At 70.7% G+C, this 16,924-nt stretch carries 16 protein-coding genes; 9 read left to right on the top strand and 7 right to left on the bottom strand.

Annotation, left to right across the window (positions count from 1 at the left end; translation table 11 throughout):
* Positions 1-23 precede the first annotated feature (23 nt).
* Entirely contained in the window at positions 24-3,083 is a 3,060-nt protein-coding gene (locus ABZU25_RS05835; RefSeq protein WP_355028163.1) for a BTAD domain-containing putative transcriptional regulator, read from the bottom strand.
* Between the two features lie 216 nt (positions 3,084-3,299).
* Between ABZU25_RS05835 and ABZU25_RS05830 the strand changes: the two genes are divergently transcribed.
* The 5 genes from ABZU25_RS05830 to ABZU25_RS05810 all read left to right on the top strand — a co-directional run bounded on the left by ABZU25_RS05830 (position 3,300) and on the right by ABZU25_RS05810 (position 9,466).
* Entirely contained in the window at positions 3,300-4,094 is a 795-nt protein-coding gene (locus ABZU25_RS05830; protein WP_355028162.1) for a hypothetical protein, read from the top strand.
* Between the two features lie 89 nt (positions 4,095-4,183).
* The gene (locus tag ABZU25_RS05825) at positions 4,184-6,955 is read left to right on the top strand and encodes a BTAD domain-containing putative transcriptional regulator (RefSeq protein WP_355028252.1); all 2,772 of its coding nucleotides are present in this window, start codon (positions 4,184-4,186) and stop codon (positions 6,953-6,955) included.
* A 92-nt stretch (positions 6,956-7,047) separates the two neighbouring features.
* Complete coding sequence (locus ABZU25_RS05820; protein ID WP_355028161.1) at positions 7,048-7,767, top strand: hypothetical protein; 720 nt, start codon at positions 7,048-7,050, stop codon at positions 7,765-7,767.
* A 43-nt stretch (positions 7,768-7,810) separates the two neighbouring features.
* Entirely contained in the window at positions 7,811-8,698 is an 888-nt protein-coding gene (locus ABZU25_RS05815; RefSeq protein ID WP_355028160.1) for a hypothetical protein, read from the top strand.
* A gap of 357 nt (positions 8,699-9,055) precedes the next feature.
* Positions 9,056-9,466, top strand: a complete 411-nt coding sequence (locus ABZU25_RS05810) for a lasso peptide biosynthesis protein (protein ID WP_355028159.1) — start codon at positions 9,056-9,058, stop codon at positions 9,464-9,466.
* Positions 9,467-9,579: 113 nt separating this feature from the next.
* Here ABZU25_RS05810 and ABZU25_RS05805 read toward each other — a convergent pair whose 3' ends face one another.
* The gene (locus tag ABZU25_RS05805; protein WP_355028158.1) at positions 9,580-10,170 is read right to left on the bottom strand and encodes a DinB family protein; all 591 of its coding nucleotides are present in this window, start codon (positions 10,168-10,170) and stop codon (positions 9,580-9,582) included.
* A 162-nt stretch (positions 10,171-10,332) separates the two neighbouring features.
* Entirely contained in the window at positions 10,333-10,794 is a 462-nt protein-coding gene (locus ABZU25_RS05800; RefSeq protein WP_355028157.1) for a GNAT family N-acetyltransferase, read from the bottom strand.
* 33 nt (positions 10,795-10,827) lie between these two features.
* Between ABZU25_RS05800 and ABZU25_RS05795 the strand changes: the two genes are divergently transcribed.
* Complete coding sequence (locus ABZU25_RS05795) at positions 10,828-11,319, top strand: YcxB family protein (RefSeq protein ID WP_355028156.1); 492 nt, start codon at positions 10,828-10,830, stop codon at positions 11,317-11,319.
* A 57-nt stretch (positions 11,320-11,376) separates the two neighbouring features.
* Here ABZU25_RS05795 and ABZU25_RS05790 read toward each other — a convergent pair whose 3' ends face one another.
* A complete protein-coding gene (locus tag ABZU25_RS05790; RefSeq protein WP_355028155.1) occupies positions 11,377-12,321 on the bottom strand; it encodes a DJ-1/PfpI family protein in 945 nt (314 codons plus the stop codon).
* A gap of 53 nt (positions 12,322-12,374) precedes the next feature.
* On the opposite strand from ABZU25_RS05790, the gene ABZU25_RS05785 reads away from it, so the two are divergent.
* On the top strand, positions 12,375-12,962 hold the full coding sequence (locus ABZU25_RS05785) for a DJ-1/PfpI family protein (protein ID WP_355028154.1): 588 nt from the start codon (positions 12,375-12,377) through the stop codon (positions 12,960-12,962).
* 386 nt (positions 12,963-13,348) lie between these two features.
* On the opposite strand, the gene ABZU25_RS05780 is transcribed toward ABZU25_RS05785, so the two are convergent.
* The 3 genes from ABZU25_RS05780 to ABZU25_RS05770 all read right to left on the bottom strand — a co-directional run bounded on the left by ABZU25_RS05780 (position 13,349) and on the right by ABZU25_RS05770 (position 15,368).
* Positions 13,349-13,846, bottom strand: coding sequence for a hypothetical protein (locus tag ABZU25_RS05780; protein WP_355028153.1), 498 nt, complete (start codon positions 13,844-13,846; stop codon positions 13,349-13,351).
* Positions 13,843-14,982, bottom strand: coding sequence for a helix-turn-helix transcriptional regulator (locus ABZU25_RS05775; protein WP_355028152.1), 1,140 nt, complete (start codon positions 14,980-14,982; stop codon positions 13,843-13,845). Before ABZU25_RS05775 ends, ABZU25_RS05780 begins: the two co-directional genes overlap by 4 nt.
* Before the next feature lie 173 nt (positions 14,983-15,155).
* Positions 15,156-15,368: a hypothetical protein gene (locus ABZU25_RS05770; RefSeq protein ID WP_355028151.1), complete on the bottom strand. Its 213-nt coding sequence runs from the start codon at positions 15,366-15,368 to the stop codon at positions 15,156-15,158.
* Between the two features lie 126 nt (positions 15,369-15,494).
* Here ABZU25_RS05770 and ABZU25_RS05765 point away from each other — a divergent pair, with 126 nt between their 5' ends.
* Positions 15,495-16,286 (top strand): GntR family transcriptional regulator, encoded by a 792-nt coding sequence (locus ABZU25_RS05765; RefSeq protein ID WP_355028150.1) that lies wholly within the window; start codon positions 15,495-15,497, stop codon positions 16,284-16,286.
* Positions 16,283-16,837: a GCN5 family acetyltransferase gene (locus ABZU25_RS05760; RefSeq protein ID WP_355028149.1), complete on the top strand. Its 555-nt coding sequence runs from the start codon at positions 16,283-16,285 to the stop codon at positions 16,835-16,837. The genes ABZU25_RS05765 and ABZU25_RS05760 overlap by 4 nt, the downstream gene beginning before the upstream one ends.
* Positions 16,838-16,924 lie beyond the last annotated feature (87 nt).

Genomic DNA, 16,924 nt, shown 5'->3' with positions numbered 1-16,924 from the left:
CGGGCGCCGGCCGCCGCCATCCATCACGGCTGTGCGCCGCACAATGTGTCCCTCGCCTGCGCCGGTACGCCGATGGAGGACATCGCCTCCGCGTAGCGCCGAAAGGCCTGGGCGGCCTCGCCGTGTCGACCCGCGGCGGTCAGCGTCCGGATGAACTCGCCGTGCACGCCCTCGTCGTAGGGCTCCAGCTCCAGCGCGCGGCCGAGATGCCGAACGGTTTCGTCGACATCGCCGAGGTCGTGCGCCAGCGCGGCCAGCTTGCGTACCACGCGCAGGTAGACCCGACGTGCCTCCTCGCGGGTCGGTCGGGACCAGTCGTCGTACGGCTCGTCCTCCAGGAAGTCGCCCCGGTAGCGCTGTTCGGCGAGGAGGAGCGTGGCGCGCGCGTCATCGGTCACGCCGTGCTCGGCCAGGCGCAGGCCGTGTGCCGCTTCGGCGAGGAACTCCTCGACATCCAGCTCAACGTGACCGACGTCGAGCGCCAGACTGGGGTGCGCGGCGATGATGAAGTGGTCGGTCGACGTACGGCGCTCCGGGTCGAGCACACCGCGGAGGGTGGACAGGGCCACGGACAGCCGGTGGCTGACCCGGTCCGGGTCCTGGGCGGGCCAGAGCATCTCGCCGAGCTGCTCCCGGGGCACCGCGCGACCGCGCCGGGCGGCGAGGATGCGGAGCAGGTCCCGTGCCTTACGGGACTGCCACGCGGTGGCCTGCACCTGCGAGCCGTCCACGAACACCTCGAAGCGTCCGAGGGTGCGGACGGTGACCTGGGCGACGCAGCGGGGGCGCTGCCGGTTGAGCGTCGGAGTCGGTACGCCGGCGCTGGTCAGCCGCTCGGCGGCCAGCCGGGCGTCGACCCGCTCCTGGGGATCCGCCGCGGGTAGCCGGCTGAGCAGCACCGCGAGCCGGTCCGCGGCCACCGCCGACCTGATGTCGCGCAGGGTCGCCGCCGCCTCCCGCCAGGCGTGGCGGGTGTCGTCGGAGTCGAGGGCGGCGGCCCCGCGAAGCTCCAACGCCTCGGCGAGGGCCGCACGGTCCCGATGCAGCCGGGCGGCGGTGGACGCCAGCAGCGCCACCTCGGCGGCCCGCTGGTGGTCGCCGATCTCCAGGGCCACCCAGCCGAGCGCGAGCCGGGCGGTCGCCGAGTCCGGGCCGCGTTCCAGTTCGACGGCGCGTTGGGCCAGGGCGACCGCCGTGGCGCCGTCCTCGGCGGCCAGCACGCGGGCCAGTCCGGCGAGCGCCGGCACCTGGATCTGCAAATCGTTGACGGGTTCGCTGGCGCGCAGCGCCTCCTCGTACGCCGCGCGCGCCAGGTTGGTCCGGCCCCGCAGCGCGTGGACGTCGCCGATACCCACCAAGGGGTACGCCACCTTGCGGGACCCCATGCGTTGCAGCAGCGGTACGGCCCGTTCGTAACAGGCGGCGGCCTCGGTGAGCTGACCGAGGTGGAAATGGGCTCCGCCCTCGTTGCAGAGTGCCAGCGCGAGCATCGCGGCGTGCCCGTTGGCCTGGGCCAACTCCACCGCCGGCCGCACCTCCGCCAACGCTTCGAGGTATCGGCCCTCGCCGACCAGGGCGGACGCGCGGTTGGCGCGGATGCGGGTCACCTGGATGGTGTCGCGGGCCGCCTCGGCGGCCCGGAGCGCCTTCTCGTGATGTTCGTCGGCTGCCGGTCGATCACCGCGCAGCTTGGCGTCGAGGGCGAGCGCGGTGTGCGCGGCGGCGAGGGCCGCCTCGCTGCCGACCGCTGCCGCCGCCGCGAGGGCCCGTTCGGCGTTGGCCCGGCACGCCTCGGTGTCCCCGGTCGTCCACTGGGCCGAAGCGGTCCAGGCGAGCAGTCGGGCGTTGTCGGTGGACGGCTGCGGGTCGAGCACACCGCGTTGGAAGACATCGAGGGCGGACTGCGGTTCGCCGCGCAGGTAGTGCACGAGACCGTACTGCCAGGCGAGCCCGGCGGCGAGCGAGCCCTGACGACTGTCCAGCGCCGCGTAGACGGCGAGTGCCGCGTCGAAGTCGCCCCGCATCTGTAGCGCCTCCCCGTGGAGCAGCCGCAGGCCGTCGGACCGAGCGTGCTCGGGGAGGGTCTGGAAGGCGTCCACGACGGCCTCGGCGCCGCCCGAGGCGAGCAGCTCCGCGCCGTGGTTGGCGAGGAGCAGCGCCGTCGCGTCCGGGACACCCGATCTCCCGTACGACCGGAGGGCCGCGACGAGGTATCCGTGCTCGGCGTACCAGGCTGCCGCTCGCGCGTGCAGGCGTTGCGCCGCCGCCGGACCCAACGGGAACCGCCGACGGGCGACGCGGGCGACGACCGGCACCATCCGGTACGCGGGCCCGCCCCCCGGCACCGGGACGAGGATGCCGCAGCGGGTCAGTTGGTCCAGCCGGTGGCCCCCGTTCCGGTGGCCGAGGAAACCGCTCAGATCGCTGTGGATCACGTCGAGGTGCGCCGCGTCCCGCAGCAGTCGGCGGACTTCGGGCGGCAGCTCCGCGAACACCTCCCGCACCAGATAGGACTCAAGTGGTGTCCCCGGCCCGGCCGGGTTGTCCCAGTCCGTGCCGGTGGCGGCGGCCGTCCGCGCGGCCGCTGTGACAAGCGCCGGCCAGCCACCGGTCTCGGCGTGGACCCGGGTCGCGAACGCCGGGTCGGTCAGGCCGTGGTCGGCGGCGAGCACTGACGCCACCTGCTCCGGTGAGAGCCGGAGATCCGCCGGACCGTACTCGGTGAGCAGGCCCGACTGTCGCGGGGACAGGGTTGGCGGGTGGCGGGTCACCAGGACGACCCTGAGCTGCGGAGGAAGGCGTTCCAGTGTGTCCAGCAGGATCTGTAGCCGGCGGCGGGACAGTCGCGGAACGTCGTCGAGGACGAGCCAGCTCGGTTCGTCGACGCTCAGCTCGATCGCGGCACCGAGGGTGGCGAGCCATTCCGGCCCGGCCGTCGCCAGCGCCGCGACATCCGGCCCGGCACACCACCGCACCGAGCGGTCGCCCAGCCGGCCGCGCACGGCGAAGGTCTTGCCGTACCCGGCCGCGGCGACCACGACGGTGCACCGCCGGCTCCATTCTCGATCCGTCGAGGCGTTCATCCGCGGCCTTCCAGTCGACGCTGGTCCCGGTTTCATTGGGCGCTGCGCGGGTGGCCGCGCGTACGCGAGCGTCGCCGTTACGACACCGAAATCCCGGCGTATTGACGCCACCTTGACGACGCTCTGAACCTCGCCTCGAAGGATGTCCCGGCAAGCAACGCAGAGGGGCGAACCGTCCGGGTCCGCGTCTCGCGATCGAACGGATGAGGAGTTGTGATGGCAAGAATGCTGTCGGGACGCGCACTGCTCGCGGTGCTGGTCGTCCTGCCGACGCTGACCGCGTGGAATGCCACGCCGGTGAGCGCCGCCGGTGGGTCGGGCCCAGGGGTGTACGCCGACGAGCCCGTGGACCGCGACGTCGAGCTGGCGCGGCTGGGCTACCGCAGCGGTGTGCGGGTGGTGTTCTCCCGCGACGAGCTGTCCGGCGACTGGGGCCTTCGTCAGGACGGGGAGATGGGCCGCAACGCGCCACTGGAGTACGACGACAAGCAGAGCATGTTGCAGACGTACCTGAGCATCACGCCCAGGTCCGTGCCGGTGCCGCGGGTGCTGCTGTCGGAGCCACCGGCCGGGACGCCGACCCCACCGGAGCTTGCCTACCGGACCATCGTGGCGTCCGTTGTCGTCGCCGAGGATCTCGCCGTGCCGACGTCGAGCGCGATGTCCACAGCGGCGACGATGACCTGTTGGGACCTGTACTGGAACTCGTACAACTGGGCCGAGCTACCCGGATACCCGAATCCGGGCACCGTGTGGCACCCGGCGAAGACGTACTACTCGTCCGACTTCGGCGGAATGAAGATGTACTCCTACAGCTACCTCGCCAACTGCGGCGGGTACGCCCGGCACCGGATCTACTACAAGTCCGCCGGTGACTACTACAAGCACCACGACTACGAGGTGGCGTACGCCCACTGGCAGGCGGTCAAGAAGGGTTCGGTGCACCGCTACCGCAAGGTGCACTACGACAGCACGGCGGGGGACACCCGCAACGGCAAGTACACCGGCTGACGACGGGGCTCAGCCGTTGATCGTGTCCAGTCCGCGACGAACAGAGCGAGGTCGCCGGGCCGCGGAACTAGCCTTATTTGGTGATCTCGATGGCTGGCACCGGCGTGCGGGTCAGGCTGCTCGGGCCGGTGGAGGTGGTCGTCGCCGACAGTCCGCAGGCGGTGAACGGCCTGCGCCGCAAGGCGATACTGGCGACGTTGGCGCTGCACGCGGGTCGGGTGGTGAGCGTCGACCGGCTCATCGAGGTGGTCTGGGGCGAGCACCTACCGGCCACCGCGGCGAACACGCTGCAACGCCACGTCTCCTACCTGCGCGGAGTGCTCGGCGAGCCCGGATCGATAGTGGCGCGCCCGCCCGGTTACGTGCTCAACACCGGGCCGGAGTCCACGGATATCCAGGCCGCCGAGCGCCTCCTCGAACTGGCCCGACGCTCGTCGGACCGCAACGAGCAGGTGAACCACCTGACGGCTGCCGTGGCGCTGTGGCGTGGTCCGCCGCTGGCCGACGTGGGCGGGTCCGCCTGGCTCGAGGAGCAGGCCGAACACCTGGCCCGCCTCCGGTTGGAGGCCGAACGGGCGCTCGCCGAGGCCCGGCTGTCCGTCGGCGAGCACGCTCGGCTCGTCCCCGGATTGGAACGGCTCGTCCGGCAGCACCCCTTCGACGAGCACCTGCACGCGCAACTGATGCTCGCCCTGTACCGCGACGGCCGGCAGGGCGAAGCGGTCGCCACGTACCGACGGCTGCGCGACACCCTCCGGGAGAACCTCGGCATCGACCCGAGTCCGCGGCTACGGGATCTGGAGTGCGCCATCCTGCGCCAGGACAGCGCGATCGCCGCACCCGCCCCGGCCAGGCCGGCACCGGCGTCGGTGGCGGCGCAACTGCCTCCCGGAGTACCGACGTTCATCGGGCGCCAGGCGGAACTCGTGGCCCTTGACGCGCTCGTCGAACGGGGCGGCGCCGTTGTGGTGTCCGGGACCGCGGGCGTCGGCAAGACGGCGCTTGCCGTGCACTGGGCGCACCGGGCGGCCGAGCGCTTCCCCGACGGGCAGCTCTACGTCAACCTGCGCGGTTTCGACCCGGGGGCCACACCGACCGAACCGGCGCGAGCGCTGCACGGGTTCCTGGAGGCGCTCGGCGTTCCGGCGGCACGGATGCCGAGCGATCCGGACCTGATGGTGAGCCTGTACCGCACGACGGTGGCCGGCCGGCGGTTGCTTGTCGTACTGGACAACGCGCGCGACGCGGAACAGGTGCGGCCCCTGCTGCCCGGCTCACCCGACTCCCTCACGATCGTCACCAGCCGCGACCAGCTCAACCCGCTGGTCGTCACCGAAAGCGCCCAACCGGTCCTCCTCGACCTGCTCAGCCCTGGCGAAGCCCGCGACATGCTGGTCCGCCGGCTGGGGGAGCGCCAGGTCGCCGCCGAACCCGCAGCCGCCGACCACATCGCCGACCGGTGCGCGCGGCTGCCCATCGCCCTGGCCATCGTCGCGGCCAGAGCCGCCACCAACCGGCACTTCACGCTGGGTGTGATCGCCGACGAGCTGGACGATCTGGACGCCTTCCACGGCGGTGACGAGGCCACCGACGTGCGGGCGGTCTTCTCCTGGTCGTGCCGGACGCTCAGCCCGGCCGCGATCCGGCTGTTCCGGCTGCTGAGCCTGCACCCCGGCCCGGACGTCTCCGCCCCGGCCGTGGCCAGTCTGGCCGGCAGCACCCCGCAGTCGAGTGGTCCGCTGCTTACCGAGTTGACCCGGGCGAACCTCCTCACCGAGCACACCTACGGGCGCTACGGGTTCCACGACCTGCTGCGCGCGTACGCCGCCAGCCTCGCCGACGAGACCGAGCCACCGGCCGACCGCCGTGCCGCCGTCCACCGGCTGCTCGACCACTGCCTGCACACCGCACACGCCGCCGACCTCGTCCTGCACCCGCACTTCAGCGAGATCAGCCTCCCGCCGGCGGGTGTGGACGTGACACCGGAGAGTCACCGCAGCAGGTCGGCCGCCACGGCGTGGTTCACCGCCGAACTTCCCGTCCTGCTCGCCGCGGTACCGCTCGCGGCGCGGCTCGGGTTCGAGGGACACGCCTGGCGGCTCGCCTGGACCCTGGCCGGCTTCCTGCACCGGCAGGGGCACTGGCAGGACTGGCTCGGCACGCAACGCATCGCTCTCGCCGCCGCGTCCCGGATCGGGGATCAGAGCGGGCAGGGCCAGGCGCACCGCAGCCTCGGTCTCGCCTGCTCCCGGCTGCGCCGATACGACGAGGCCGACGACCACCTGCGGCGCGCGTTTGACCTGTTCACCGAGATCGGCGACGACGCCGGGCGGGCACACACCTGCCTGAACCTCGGCCAGCTGGCCGAGCGGCGGGGGCAGCACCACGAGGCGCTGCACCATTCCCGGCGGGCGCTGACCCTGTTCCGGCGGGCCGGTAACCAGGCCGGGCAGGGCTACACCCTCAACGCTGTCGGTTGGCAGGAAGGGCTGCTCGGCGACTACCACAGTGCCCTGCGGTCCTGCGGCGAGGCGCTGCGAATGTTGCAGGAGGTGGGCGACGTCCAGGGACAGGCCGACACGTGGGACAGCCTCGGCCACGCCCATCACCAGCTCGGCGACGACCGGCGCGCGATCGCCTGCTACGAGCACGCGCTCGACCTCTTCACGCAGGTCAACGACCGGTACGCCGAAGCGAGCACGTACGTCAACCTTGGTGGCAGCCACCGGGCCCTCGCCGACCTCGACGCCACCCGTACCGCGTGGTGCCACGCCCTGACCATCCTCGACGAGCTCGGCGATGCCGACGCCGACTCGATCCGCGCCGACCTCGCACAGCTCGACGCCAGTCGGCTCTCCTGACGTACCGCGCTTTCCGCGCCGTTTCCGGGCCGCTTCAGCGCGGCCCGGCACTCTTCGGACACCAGATTCTGTCACGAGGAATGGAGCGTTCGATGAGTCGCTTGGCACGCCGCCTCGCGGTGATCGGGGTGGTCAGCGGGACGGTGCTGGCCATGTCCACCGCAGCCGTGGCCCAGACCGACAAGCCGCCGACGAAGGGCACCGACTGTGTGGTCCAGCACGTCGACAAGCGCGGCGGGATCGTCCGTACCGAGACCGCGCCGGAGGGCCGGGAGTACGGCCGGTTCCGGTGCGTCGGCGGGCAGTGGACGTTCGCCTGGCACCCCTTCGGAGCGGACGACATGATCACGGCCGACGAGATCCAGATCGACCCGGCCGGTGCCGTCTCGGTCCGGCGGTTCACCGGTCCCGCGCTCGGCAACGACCTCACGGTGGGCGAGATCGCCGGCATCGCCCAAGCCGTCAGCGGCAGCCGGGAGGTGCTGATCGACCGCGCGATCGTGGCGGTCGACGACGGCAAGGAGCGCACCCCGGAGCAGATCGAGGCGCTGCTGGCCGGCAAGGACACCACCGGGGTACGGGTGCTGGACATCATCGAGAAGCCGAACGTCGCCATGTCGACGAAGGACGTCATCGACGAGGCCGGCGGCACCCCCGAGTCGACAGTCGTCTACTTCAGCCTCTGGGGCGCGATCAAGTCGGTGTTCGCGTGGATCGTGGACACGATCGGCGACATCGGCGAGTGGATCGACGACCACTGCGACTGGGCGTCCCCGAACGACGTTGGCGACGTGGTCACGTGTCGCTGGTAGCCCGTCCGACCCCGCCGACACCGATCACCGAGACGAGGACACCATGACAGCTCTACGGGACATCACCAGACGCGTCACCGTCATCACGACAGTCCTGATCGTCGGGCTGACAGCTTCGTACGCTCCGTCGCAGGCCGCCGAGGACGAGGCCCGGACGACGGTCACGGACCATCCCGGTGCGCCGGGGACGATGCTTCAACGGTTCGAGGACCTGACCGGCCAGCCCGTCGGCGACCTGGACGCGGTGCTGGCCGTCGACGCCGGAGGCCGCGATCTCACCCGCGACCAGCTTGCGGCGCTCGTGGCCGGTGAGCAGGTGGACGGTGTCAAGGTCGTGGGCACGATGCCGGGCAGCCGAAAGCTCCTCGGCACGACAATGGCCGATCTCGCCGACGGCGCGTACGACGGCAGGGGTGACGGTGGGACAGCGACCTCCCTGCTGTTCGCCTCGTCCACGCCCGACGGCCGGGAATGGTGCCTGACCATGTGCATCGCCTCGGGCAAGACCGTCTGGGAGTGCATCCTGTCGCGTCGGAGGACCGACCAGATCCTCACCCTCGACCTTGCCGGCGACACCACGGTGGGCGGGACGAGGGCGGCCTTCGAGAAGGCCAACGGCGTCGCCGTCGACGGGCCGTACACGGTGGACACGTTGGTCGGCGACGGCGAGCCCTCGGCGCAGGACATCGAGACGCTCATCGACGGCAGGGACGTCGACTCGCTGCGCCGGGTGGCGACACTTGACGCACCGGACCCCGCTTGGGCGTTGGCCGACATCGCCGAGAAGTCCGGCGTCCCGTACGCGAAGAAGACGACGATCCACATCTTCACCCTCGGGCTTCCCCTCCTCGGGAAGATCCTCGTGGTCTGCGTCTCGCACGACAACGGAAAGACCTGGAAGTGCGGGGCCCGCCGGTGGGGCGGGTTCTAGGCGAGTCCCGCCAGGTCGATGTGCTGGTGAGCGATATACCTCAGAGGTATGAATATGACTCTGAGGTATATCGCTCACTACCGCATCCGCCCCCACGGAGACGACCGAGGTCAACCCGGGGCTGCGAACGCCGCCAACGGTCACCGCGGAGGGTAAGTTTGAGATCACCCCTTGTCTCGCCTCGTCTCGCCTCGGCTCCGCACGGCGACGGTGGGAGGGGCACAGCACCACCCGGCGTCGTCCGCGCGCCCGAGCCACACCAGGAGACACACCGATGAGAAGCGCCGCTGGGCCGCCGCTCACCCACCCGTACCTGGCCCCGGTTGCCTTCGTCCACACCGGGCCCGGGCCGCTGCCGTGACAGCCAGCCCCGGCCGCACCCTCGATGCGCTGGCCCGGCTGATCCGTGACTACGGGCCACGCGGGGTGGCCCTGGTGGCCTGGACGATGCTGGCCTGTCGGCGAGTGCGCCGCCAACTCGCCCGAGGCGGGCTGATCGCGGTGCACCTCACCGCGCCACCGTCGGGCGGTACCGACACGTTGGTCCAGGGGGCGCTGCGCCGCAGCGGCGGCAACTGTCTGGAGAGCGCCCTGGTACGGCAGCGCTGGTTCGCCGAGCGGGGGGTGCCGCGCACCGTGGTGATCGGGGTCAGCGCGCCGGCCGCGGGGTTCCACGCCCACGCCTGGCTCGACGGCGACCCGGACCCGCACCGGCACGGGTTGGCCGAGATCCTGCGGCATCCGGCCCCGCCGGCCTGGCTGCGCTGACCCGGACCGGTCGCGCCGCACGACCCAGCGGGAACGACAGGCTGGGACGCACCGGACCGGCTGACCGTGCCGGTGGACAGTCGCCGGTGGTGGCTGCCCCGCGGTGGCCCCGGCTATTCGAACCGGTCGGCGATCTTCGTCAGCTTGCTGACGTACGCCGGCCAGTCGTAGTCGTCGGGGATGCCGGCGTTCTCCCGCCGCAAACCGACCGCCTCGTCGTGCTGCTCACGCATGATGTCGGCGTGACCGGCATGGCGGGCGAGGTCGTTGGTCACGTGGACGAGGATCCGCTGCAACGTCGCGTCCTGGTGGCCCGGCTGCCACCACGGCACCCGCCCCGGTGCGTCGAGGGGAAGCTCATCGATCGTCTCATCGGCGAAGACCCCCACCCGGCGATACAGGTCGATCAGCCCGCCCTTCGTCTCATCCTCCGTGGCGTACCAGTCTGCCTGCGGGTCCTCGTCGAGCGCCGACAAGGGGACCAGCTCCTCAGGTGTCGGGAACTCGCGCCCGAACGTGGGCCCGAAGTAGCCGGCCTCGACATTGAGGCAGTGCTTGATGATGCCCAGCAGGTTGTTGCCGGTCGCCGTGCGGGGCAACCTGGCCTCGCGCTCGCTGAGCCCGTCGAGCTTCCAGATCAGGTTGTCGCGGGTCAGCCGGAGATAGCGGTGCAGCGCGGTCTTCGTCTCGCCCAGATCAGCCATGCCAGCCAGTGTTCCTTACCCGCCGGGCGATCGCGGGGGCGCCGGGCGCACGATCGGCACGCCTCGTGGGCGGCGCCGGCGCGCTCACCGCCGTTGTCGCAGTGGGCGAAAGTGGTGTCGGATCGCGATGAGCATTGCCGGATCTCGGTGCGTGCGATGAGGTCACCCTGCAGGCGCGGCCAACCGGAGATCGACGAACGGGATCGTGTCACCGTCGAGCACGTACCGGTCGATCTCGACATAACCGTGCCGCTCGGCGAACCGCAGGCCGTCCTCGTTGGAGGCCAGCACAACGGTCTCGAGGACTCGGGCACCGATCTCGTAGGCCGCACTGAGCGCCTCGTCGTACAGTTGCCCACCCAGACCCTGTCGGCGATGCTCCGGCAGCACGCGGACGATGACCGTCGCCGTCGCCTGGTCGTCCATCGGCGGCCGAACCGTCGAGCAGCCCACGAGCGTGTCGCCGTGATAGGCGACGTTCAGGCGGTTGCGGTCGGCACGTGCGCGGATCTCGTCGACCGAGAGCGGACTGGTCGGAATGATCAGGTTGTGGACGTACTGCCAGTCCGAGCAGACGCCGTCGTCGCCGTCCGGCCGTACCGTCTCGAAGCGAAGATCAGGCATCCGGACAGGCTAGCCGGGCACTATCGTGCTGGCGTGCACATCAGTTTCGACGTCCCCGCCGATCCCGCCTACCCGGGCCGGGTGGCCGCCGCGCTCAGCCGCGTACGCCTGCGCAGGTACACCTACATTGGCGCGGTGCTGGCGGCGGTGGGGGCGATCGGTCTCGCCGTCTCGCGCGGGTCCGCCCGAGCCGACCAGATCTCGCCGCTGTGCATGGCCATGGTCGTGGCCGGTCTGCTGTCGATGCTGTATTCGCCGTGGGTACGGTGGCGCGCCCGACGCCGCTCCAGTGGCTACGCGGTCGAGGGCGCCTACGACATCACCGACGACAACATCATGATGCGCAGCGGCTCGCAGTCCAGCGGCATCGCCTGGGACGGGGTCGCCCAGGTGAAGGACACCCCCGAGTTCTGGATCGTGTTTGTCGGTCGGATGCCGGCGACCGTCATCCCACGCCGCCTGATGTCTCCCGAGGACGCCGAGACGTTGCGCGCCTACCTGGTCAAACGCGACCTGCTCCAGTGACTCGCGGGCATGACCCTCGGCCCGGAACGGCTGTGGTGCCGGACCGGATCGGGTGCGTCAGGGGGTGAAGGCGCGGCGGTAGGCGGTGGGAGTGGTGGCGAAGGCTCGGCGGAAATGGGCTCGTAGGTTGGTGGCGGTGCCCAGCCCGGTCCGTCTGGCGACTTCGTCGATCGTGATGTCGTCGCTCTCGAGCAGCCCGCAGGCCGCGCGCAGTCGTTGCTCGGTCAGCCACGCCTGCGGGCTCAGCCCGAACCGGTGTCGGAAGTTGCGGTGCAACGTACGGGTGGACTGAAGGCCCTGCCGGGCAAGGTCCGCGACGGTGATCGGCAGGTGCAGGTTGGCGGTCGCCCAGGTGGTGACGGCGGCCATCTCGGCGTCCTCCCCACTCGCCCGGGCGGGGACGAACTGCGCCTGGCCGCCGGCCCGGTGCAACGGTGTGACCATGAGACGGGCGCGTTCGATGGCCACCTGCTGGCCGTGGTCCCGGCCAACCAGATAGAGGCACAGGTCGAGGCCCGCGGCGAGCCCGGCGCTGGTCAGTACCTGCCCCTCGTCGACGTACAGCGCATTGGCGTCGACGGTGACAGTGGGGTGTTCGCGGGCCAGCGCCTCGGCGTGCATCCAGTGGGTGGTTGCCCGCCGACCATCGAGCAACCCGGACTGGGCCAGTGCGAACGCCCCGGTGCAGATCGAGGCGATGCGGGCGCCACGCCGGTACGCGTGCCGCAGCGCGTCGAGTGCCCGCGCCGGCGCGGGTCCCCGGCGGAAACCGGGAACGATCACGGTGTCGGCGTCGGTGAGGGCATCGATCGCGGCATCGACGGTCAGGCCCAGCCCGGCGGTGGTGGTGGCGACCGGGCCGCCGTCCGGCGAGCAGACGGTGGTCGTGTACCGGCCCTGGCCCTCGTGGCCGAAGACGTGTGTCGCGATGGTCAGGTCGAAGGCGACGACGGGTGGCAGGGCCAGAACGGCGACCCGGTGCGTGGCCGATTGCTTATGCACAGTGGCGAGGATGCCACTCGTCGTCGACAGTGGTGGGGCGGGATCCTCGTCGGATGCGGATAGAAATCGTGGTTTTCGACGGCTTCGACGAGTTGGACGTGTTCGGCCCCTTCGAGGTGCTGGCGATCGCCGGATTCGCGGTCGAGTTGGTCACTGTCGAGCGGCCCGGGCCGGTGGTCAGCATGCGGGGTGTCCACCTCCAGGTGCCAGCGGTGCTGGGTCGGCCCGACGGTGTGGTCGTGCCGGGCGGAGGGTGGTTGAACCGGGCCGCTGCTGGTGCCTGGGCCGAGGCCCAGCGCGGCGTGCTCCCGGCTCGGCTGGCCGCGCTGGCCCCCTCGACCCGCTGGATGGCGTCGGTCTGCACCGGCAGTCTGTTGCTGGCGGCCGCCGGACTGCTGGGTCAGCGGCGGGCGACCACCAACCGCAACGCGTACGAGGAGTTGCGCTCCTACGGCGTCGATGTCGTCGACGAGCGGGTCGTCGACGACGGTGATCGCATCACGGCGGGTGCGCTCGCGGCCGGGCTGGATCTGGCCCTGTGGATCACGGAACGAGAGCGCGACGCGGCCACCGCCGACCGCGTCGCGGCCACCATCGAGTACGCGCGACCGGCTCCCACCTGGCTCGCGCAGGGGAGGTAGAACCACCTATCTCCCGGACCGACCAATGGCTGAGTGCTGCGGCGGGAGTCGGAGTTCGAGTTCGAGTGTTCGCACCTGTTGCTCCGCGTTCATCGCTATCGGCTCCGGTCTTCCGGTCTGGTAACCCTGGGCGAAGTCGACTCCACAGCTCTTCAGAAGCGTGAGGGTCTCCTCGCAGTGACACGTCGCCCTCGGTGGCACGTATGTGGGTGAGAACCTGCCGGAGCTGTCGAAGCGCGACAGTGCCCTGACCCAGTTCCGCTCGGCAGGGGGCCGCCTGCCGTAGACAGGCCAGCGCGTCGTCGCTCGTCGGCCCCTGCGTGCCAGCAAACGCGTCGCGGTCATCGCCGTGGGTCCTGTTGTCGGTGCCGGACCACCCTCGGGACCTACCGACCGTGCTTACGTCGGCGGAGCCGCCATGCGCGCCAGCGAGACGGCTTCTTGGGTGGTGCTGGCGCTGGCACCTGGCTGACGAGTGCCTCGGCCTCGGCGATGAGTTCGTCGAACTCGGCCGGGGTCAGGTTCTTGCTCCGGAGCAGATAGATGAGGACGAAGAGCTCGACGTCGAGTGCGGTGCCGGCGGAGATGTTGTCGACCAGTTCCGGTTCGCCCAGCGCGGCTCTGATGAGACCTTCCATTTCGAGGGTGGGCAGACTGTCGCCAACCTGGTGCTCCGCGCGGGCCGTTGACACGAAGGCGGCCACGTCGTTCGGGGTGGAGGCGACTCCGAAATGGTCGCCGACGGCGACGGCGAAGGCGGCACCGATGAGGTAGAGGCTGCCACCCCAACCGGGCCGGCCGATCTCCACCAACAGGGCGTCGGCCGCGTCCCAGTCGCCGGTGGCCAGTGCCCGGATCAGGTCGCTGAGCAGATCCCCCTTCATCGGGTCAGCCCGACGAGGGTGGCCAGTCGGGCCACGTGGGCGGCCGCCGGGCCGCTGTGGGCGATCTCGGTGATGAGGGTACGGGCGGCAGGGCGGAAGCGGACTTCGGCAGGCGCGACGGTGTCGGCCTCGGCCAGGGCACGACCGGCGGCGGCGGGATCGCCGAGATCGAGGTAGGCGCGGGCGGCGTCGATCAGGTGGGCGGCTCGATGTTCGGCGGGTAGCCGACGCCAGTCGTCGCGGCGGATGGCGGTCCGATGGTGGTGCACGGCCTGGTCGGTGTCGCCGAGGTACAGGGCGGTGACGAAGCGAGCCAGCACCACCGTGATCGGGCCGAATGAGGTGTGGTGGGAGTCGTCGTCTCCGGTGCGTCGGCCTGCCAATGCGGCGGCGTGATCGAGCAGGTCCTCGACGCGGCGACGCTCGCCACACGCGGCGGCGGCCATAGCGGCCTGGAGGAGCAGTGTTCCGCGTACCCCATGGTCGGCGGCGGTGCCGGCGGCGGCGAGGGCCGCGGTGCGGGCGAGTTTGTCGCGGCCGAGGGCGCGTAGCGCCTGGGCGACGGCGATGGTGGCGGCGCCGGCGCGGACGGGGTCGCCGGTGGCGGCGGTGACGGCCCGGTCGGCGGCGAGCCAGGCGAGGTCCGGTTCGCCGAGTTTGACGAGCACGCCGGCGGTGATCCGGTATGCGGGCATCAGCAGGGGTGGTGTGGCGTGGGCGGCGTCCAGTAGGGCGGGCAGCCCTCGCAGAAGCTGGGCGTAGTGGGCGTGCTGGTAGGTGAGCCAGGCATGCGTGACGTGCCGCCGCACCTCATCGACGGGCACGCTGCGGATGGGTCGGTGGTGGTAGTGGGCCAGGGCGGCGCGGACGCCGTCGATACCGTCCAGGCCGGTGACCGCCGTCAGGGGTGGTTTGCGGGGGTCGAGTAGCACGGCCGGGTCGACGCGCAGCACCTCGGCGATCTCCCGCACGACGGAGTAGCGGTCCAGGTTGCGCACGCCGCGCTCGACCTTGTCGACCCAGCTCTTGGACTTGCCGAGCCGGTCGGCGAGCATTTGCTGGGTCATCCGGCGGCGCACCCGCCAACGAGCCACCCGCCGCCCGACGGGCTCGTCGTCCGGTGCGGGCCGGGTCACCGTTCGCGCCCCTCGGGCAGCGGCTGGGTGTGCTGGCCACAGTGGGGGCACCATCTCGCCTTTACCCGGAACGCCAGGAGCCCGAGCAGAAACCCCGGCACCAGGCCACCGAACACCATCGCCACAACTCCGGAAACCATGCGCACTCTCGCTCTCTGAGAAGTTGAGGGAGGTCATGGGCGAGGCATCTCTCGCAGATACGTCGTCACTCGGGCAGCCACCTTCTCGGCCTGCTCGACAAGCGTGAGCAACGGAGAGTTGGTGGGCCGACGCAGCTCCCGCGCGTCCTCGGCCCGAGCGAGAGCAGCCAGATGGACACGGCTTGACTCAAGAGCGCGGTTGACCACTTCGATGTCCCGGGCCAGCTCGCCAGCTTGACCGCCCATGCACAAACCTCCGAGCAATCGGAACGTGACACTAGGTGTCGTTGGATTGATACCAACCATTTCAGTGGCTCGTGAGGTAGTCAAGACCGCCCGATAGATTGGTTGGTACGACAACGGGAGGTGGCAGTGGCTCAGCCGAGATACCGCCAGATCGCGAACGAGCTTCGGGACCAGATTGCATTGGGAACCCTGCGAGAAGGCGACCGGCTGCCGACGGAGCCGCAGCTCCAAGACCAGTACGGCGCCTCGCGCAACACGGTTCGCGACGCGACGGCGCTCCTGGTAAATGAGGGCCTGGTGCAGAGAGTGCCGGGGCGAAGTGGCGGCATGGTCGTCCGTGGGAAGGCCACCCTGACGTTCCATGCCCATCGGGCCGAGATGCCCGCGCAACCGACTGCCGAGACGGACGCGTGGCGCTCAGAGGTGGTGGCGCAAGGATACGAGGCGTCGCAGGATTTCTCTCTGACGATCAAGTCGGTCTCGCCCGACCTCGCCGAACGTCTCCACGTCGAGCCCGACTCGGTCGCCGTGCTGCGGCGGTGCGTCCGGTACGTCAACGGTCAGCCGTCCTCGTTGCAGGACACCTACTACCCCATGGACCTGGCAGAGGAGGTCCGCGAACTGCTCTCGCCCAAGGACGTCCCGCAGGGGACCACCAGACTGCTGGCCGAGCGAGGCCACGAACAGGTGGCCTACTACGACGAGTACGTCTCACGGATGCCGATACCGGAGGAGACGCACCTGCTCGGGCTCCAGCCTGGCACGACGGTCCTGCTGCACATCCGCACCGGCTACACCGAGCGACGCCCTCTCCGGGTCTCGTTCAACGTGTTCGCCGGCGATCGGAACCAGATCGTCACCACTCAGGGCGACATCCGCATCATCGCGAGATTCCGGCCGGAAGAGTCCTCCGAATGATCATCACGCCCGCCCGGCTGGAGGATGTCGACATCATCATGGGGTGGCGGCGCGAGCGAGTGGCCTGGCTCGCCGCCCGAGGTGAGGAGCAGTGGTCCATCCCGTTGCCCCGAACCGCCATCGCATCGACAGTCTCAGCCGGACAAACCTGGATGGTGTGGGACGGTGAGGCGCCGACCGCCACCATCACTCTGACCGCCTACCTCGACGTCGACGGCCTGTGGAAGCCGGACCGGGATCCTGAGGCGCTGTGGCACCCCGAGGACGATCCGGCCGACGCGCTGTATGCGGCAAAGATGATAATCCCGCTCGCCCATGCCGGCGAAAACCTGGGCGGCGAACTACTGGACTGGGCCGGCGGCCGGGCATACGCGGCCGGATTGACCTGGCTACGGCTGGACGCCTGGACGCGCAACCCACGGCTACACGCCTACTACCGGGAACAGGGCTTCCGGCATGTCCGCACCGTCGATTCCCGGGTGTCCGGCGCATGCTTCCAGCGGCCGTCACAGCCCTACCTCAACGGCCGGCTCAAGACGGAGACGGTCTGAGGATCTCGTGTCGGGGCTCTCTGCCCTGCCGATCTTGCTCACAGACGCCAGTCACGGGTATGTATACGTGAGGTCACCTTGCGTAAG

Source organism: Micromonospora sp. NPDC005215 (genome assembly GCF_040607915.1).
Classification (GTDB): domain Bacteria; phylum Actinomycetota; class Actinomycetes; order Mycobacteriales; family Micromonosporaceae; genus Micromonospora.
The sequence above is the reverse complement of the archived record's forward strand: the minus strand, read 5'-3'. Positions and strand labels throughout refer to the sequence as shown.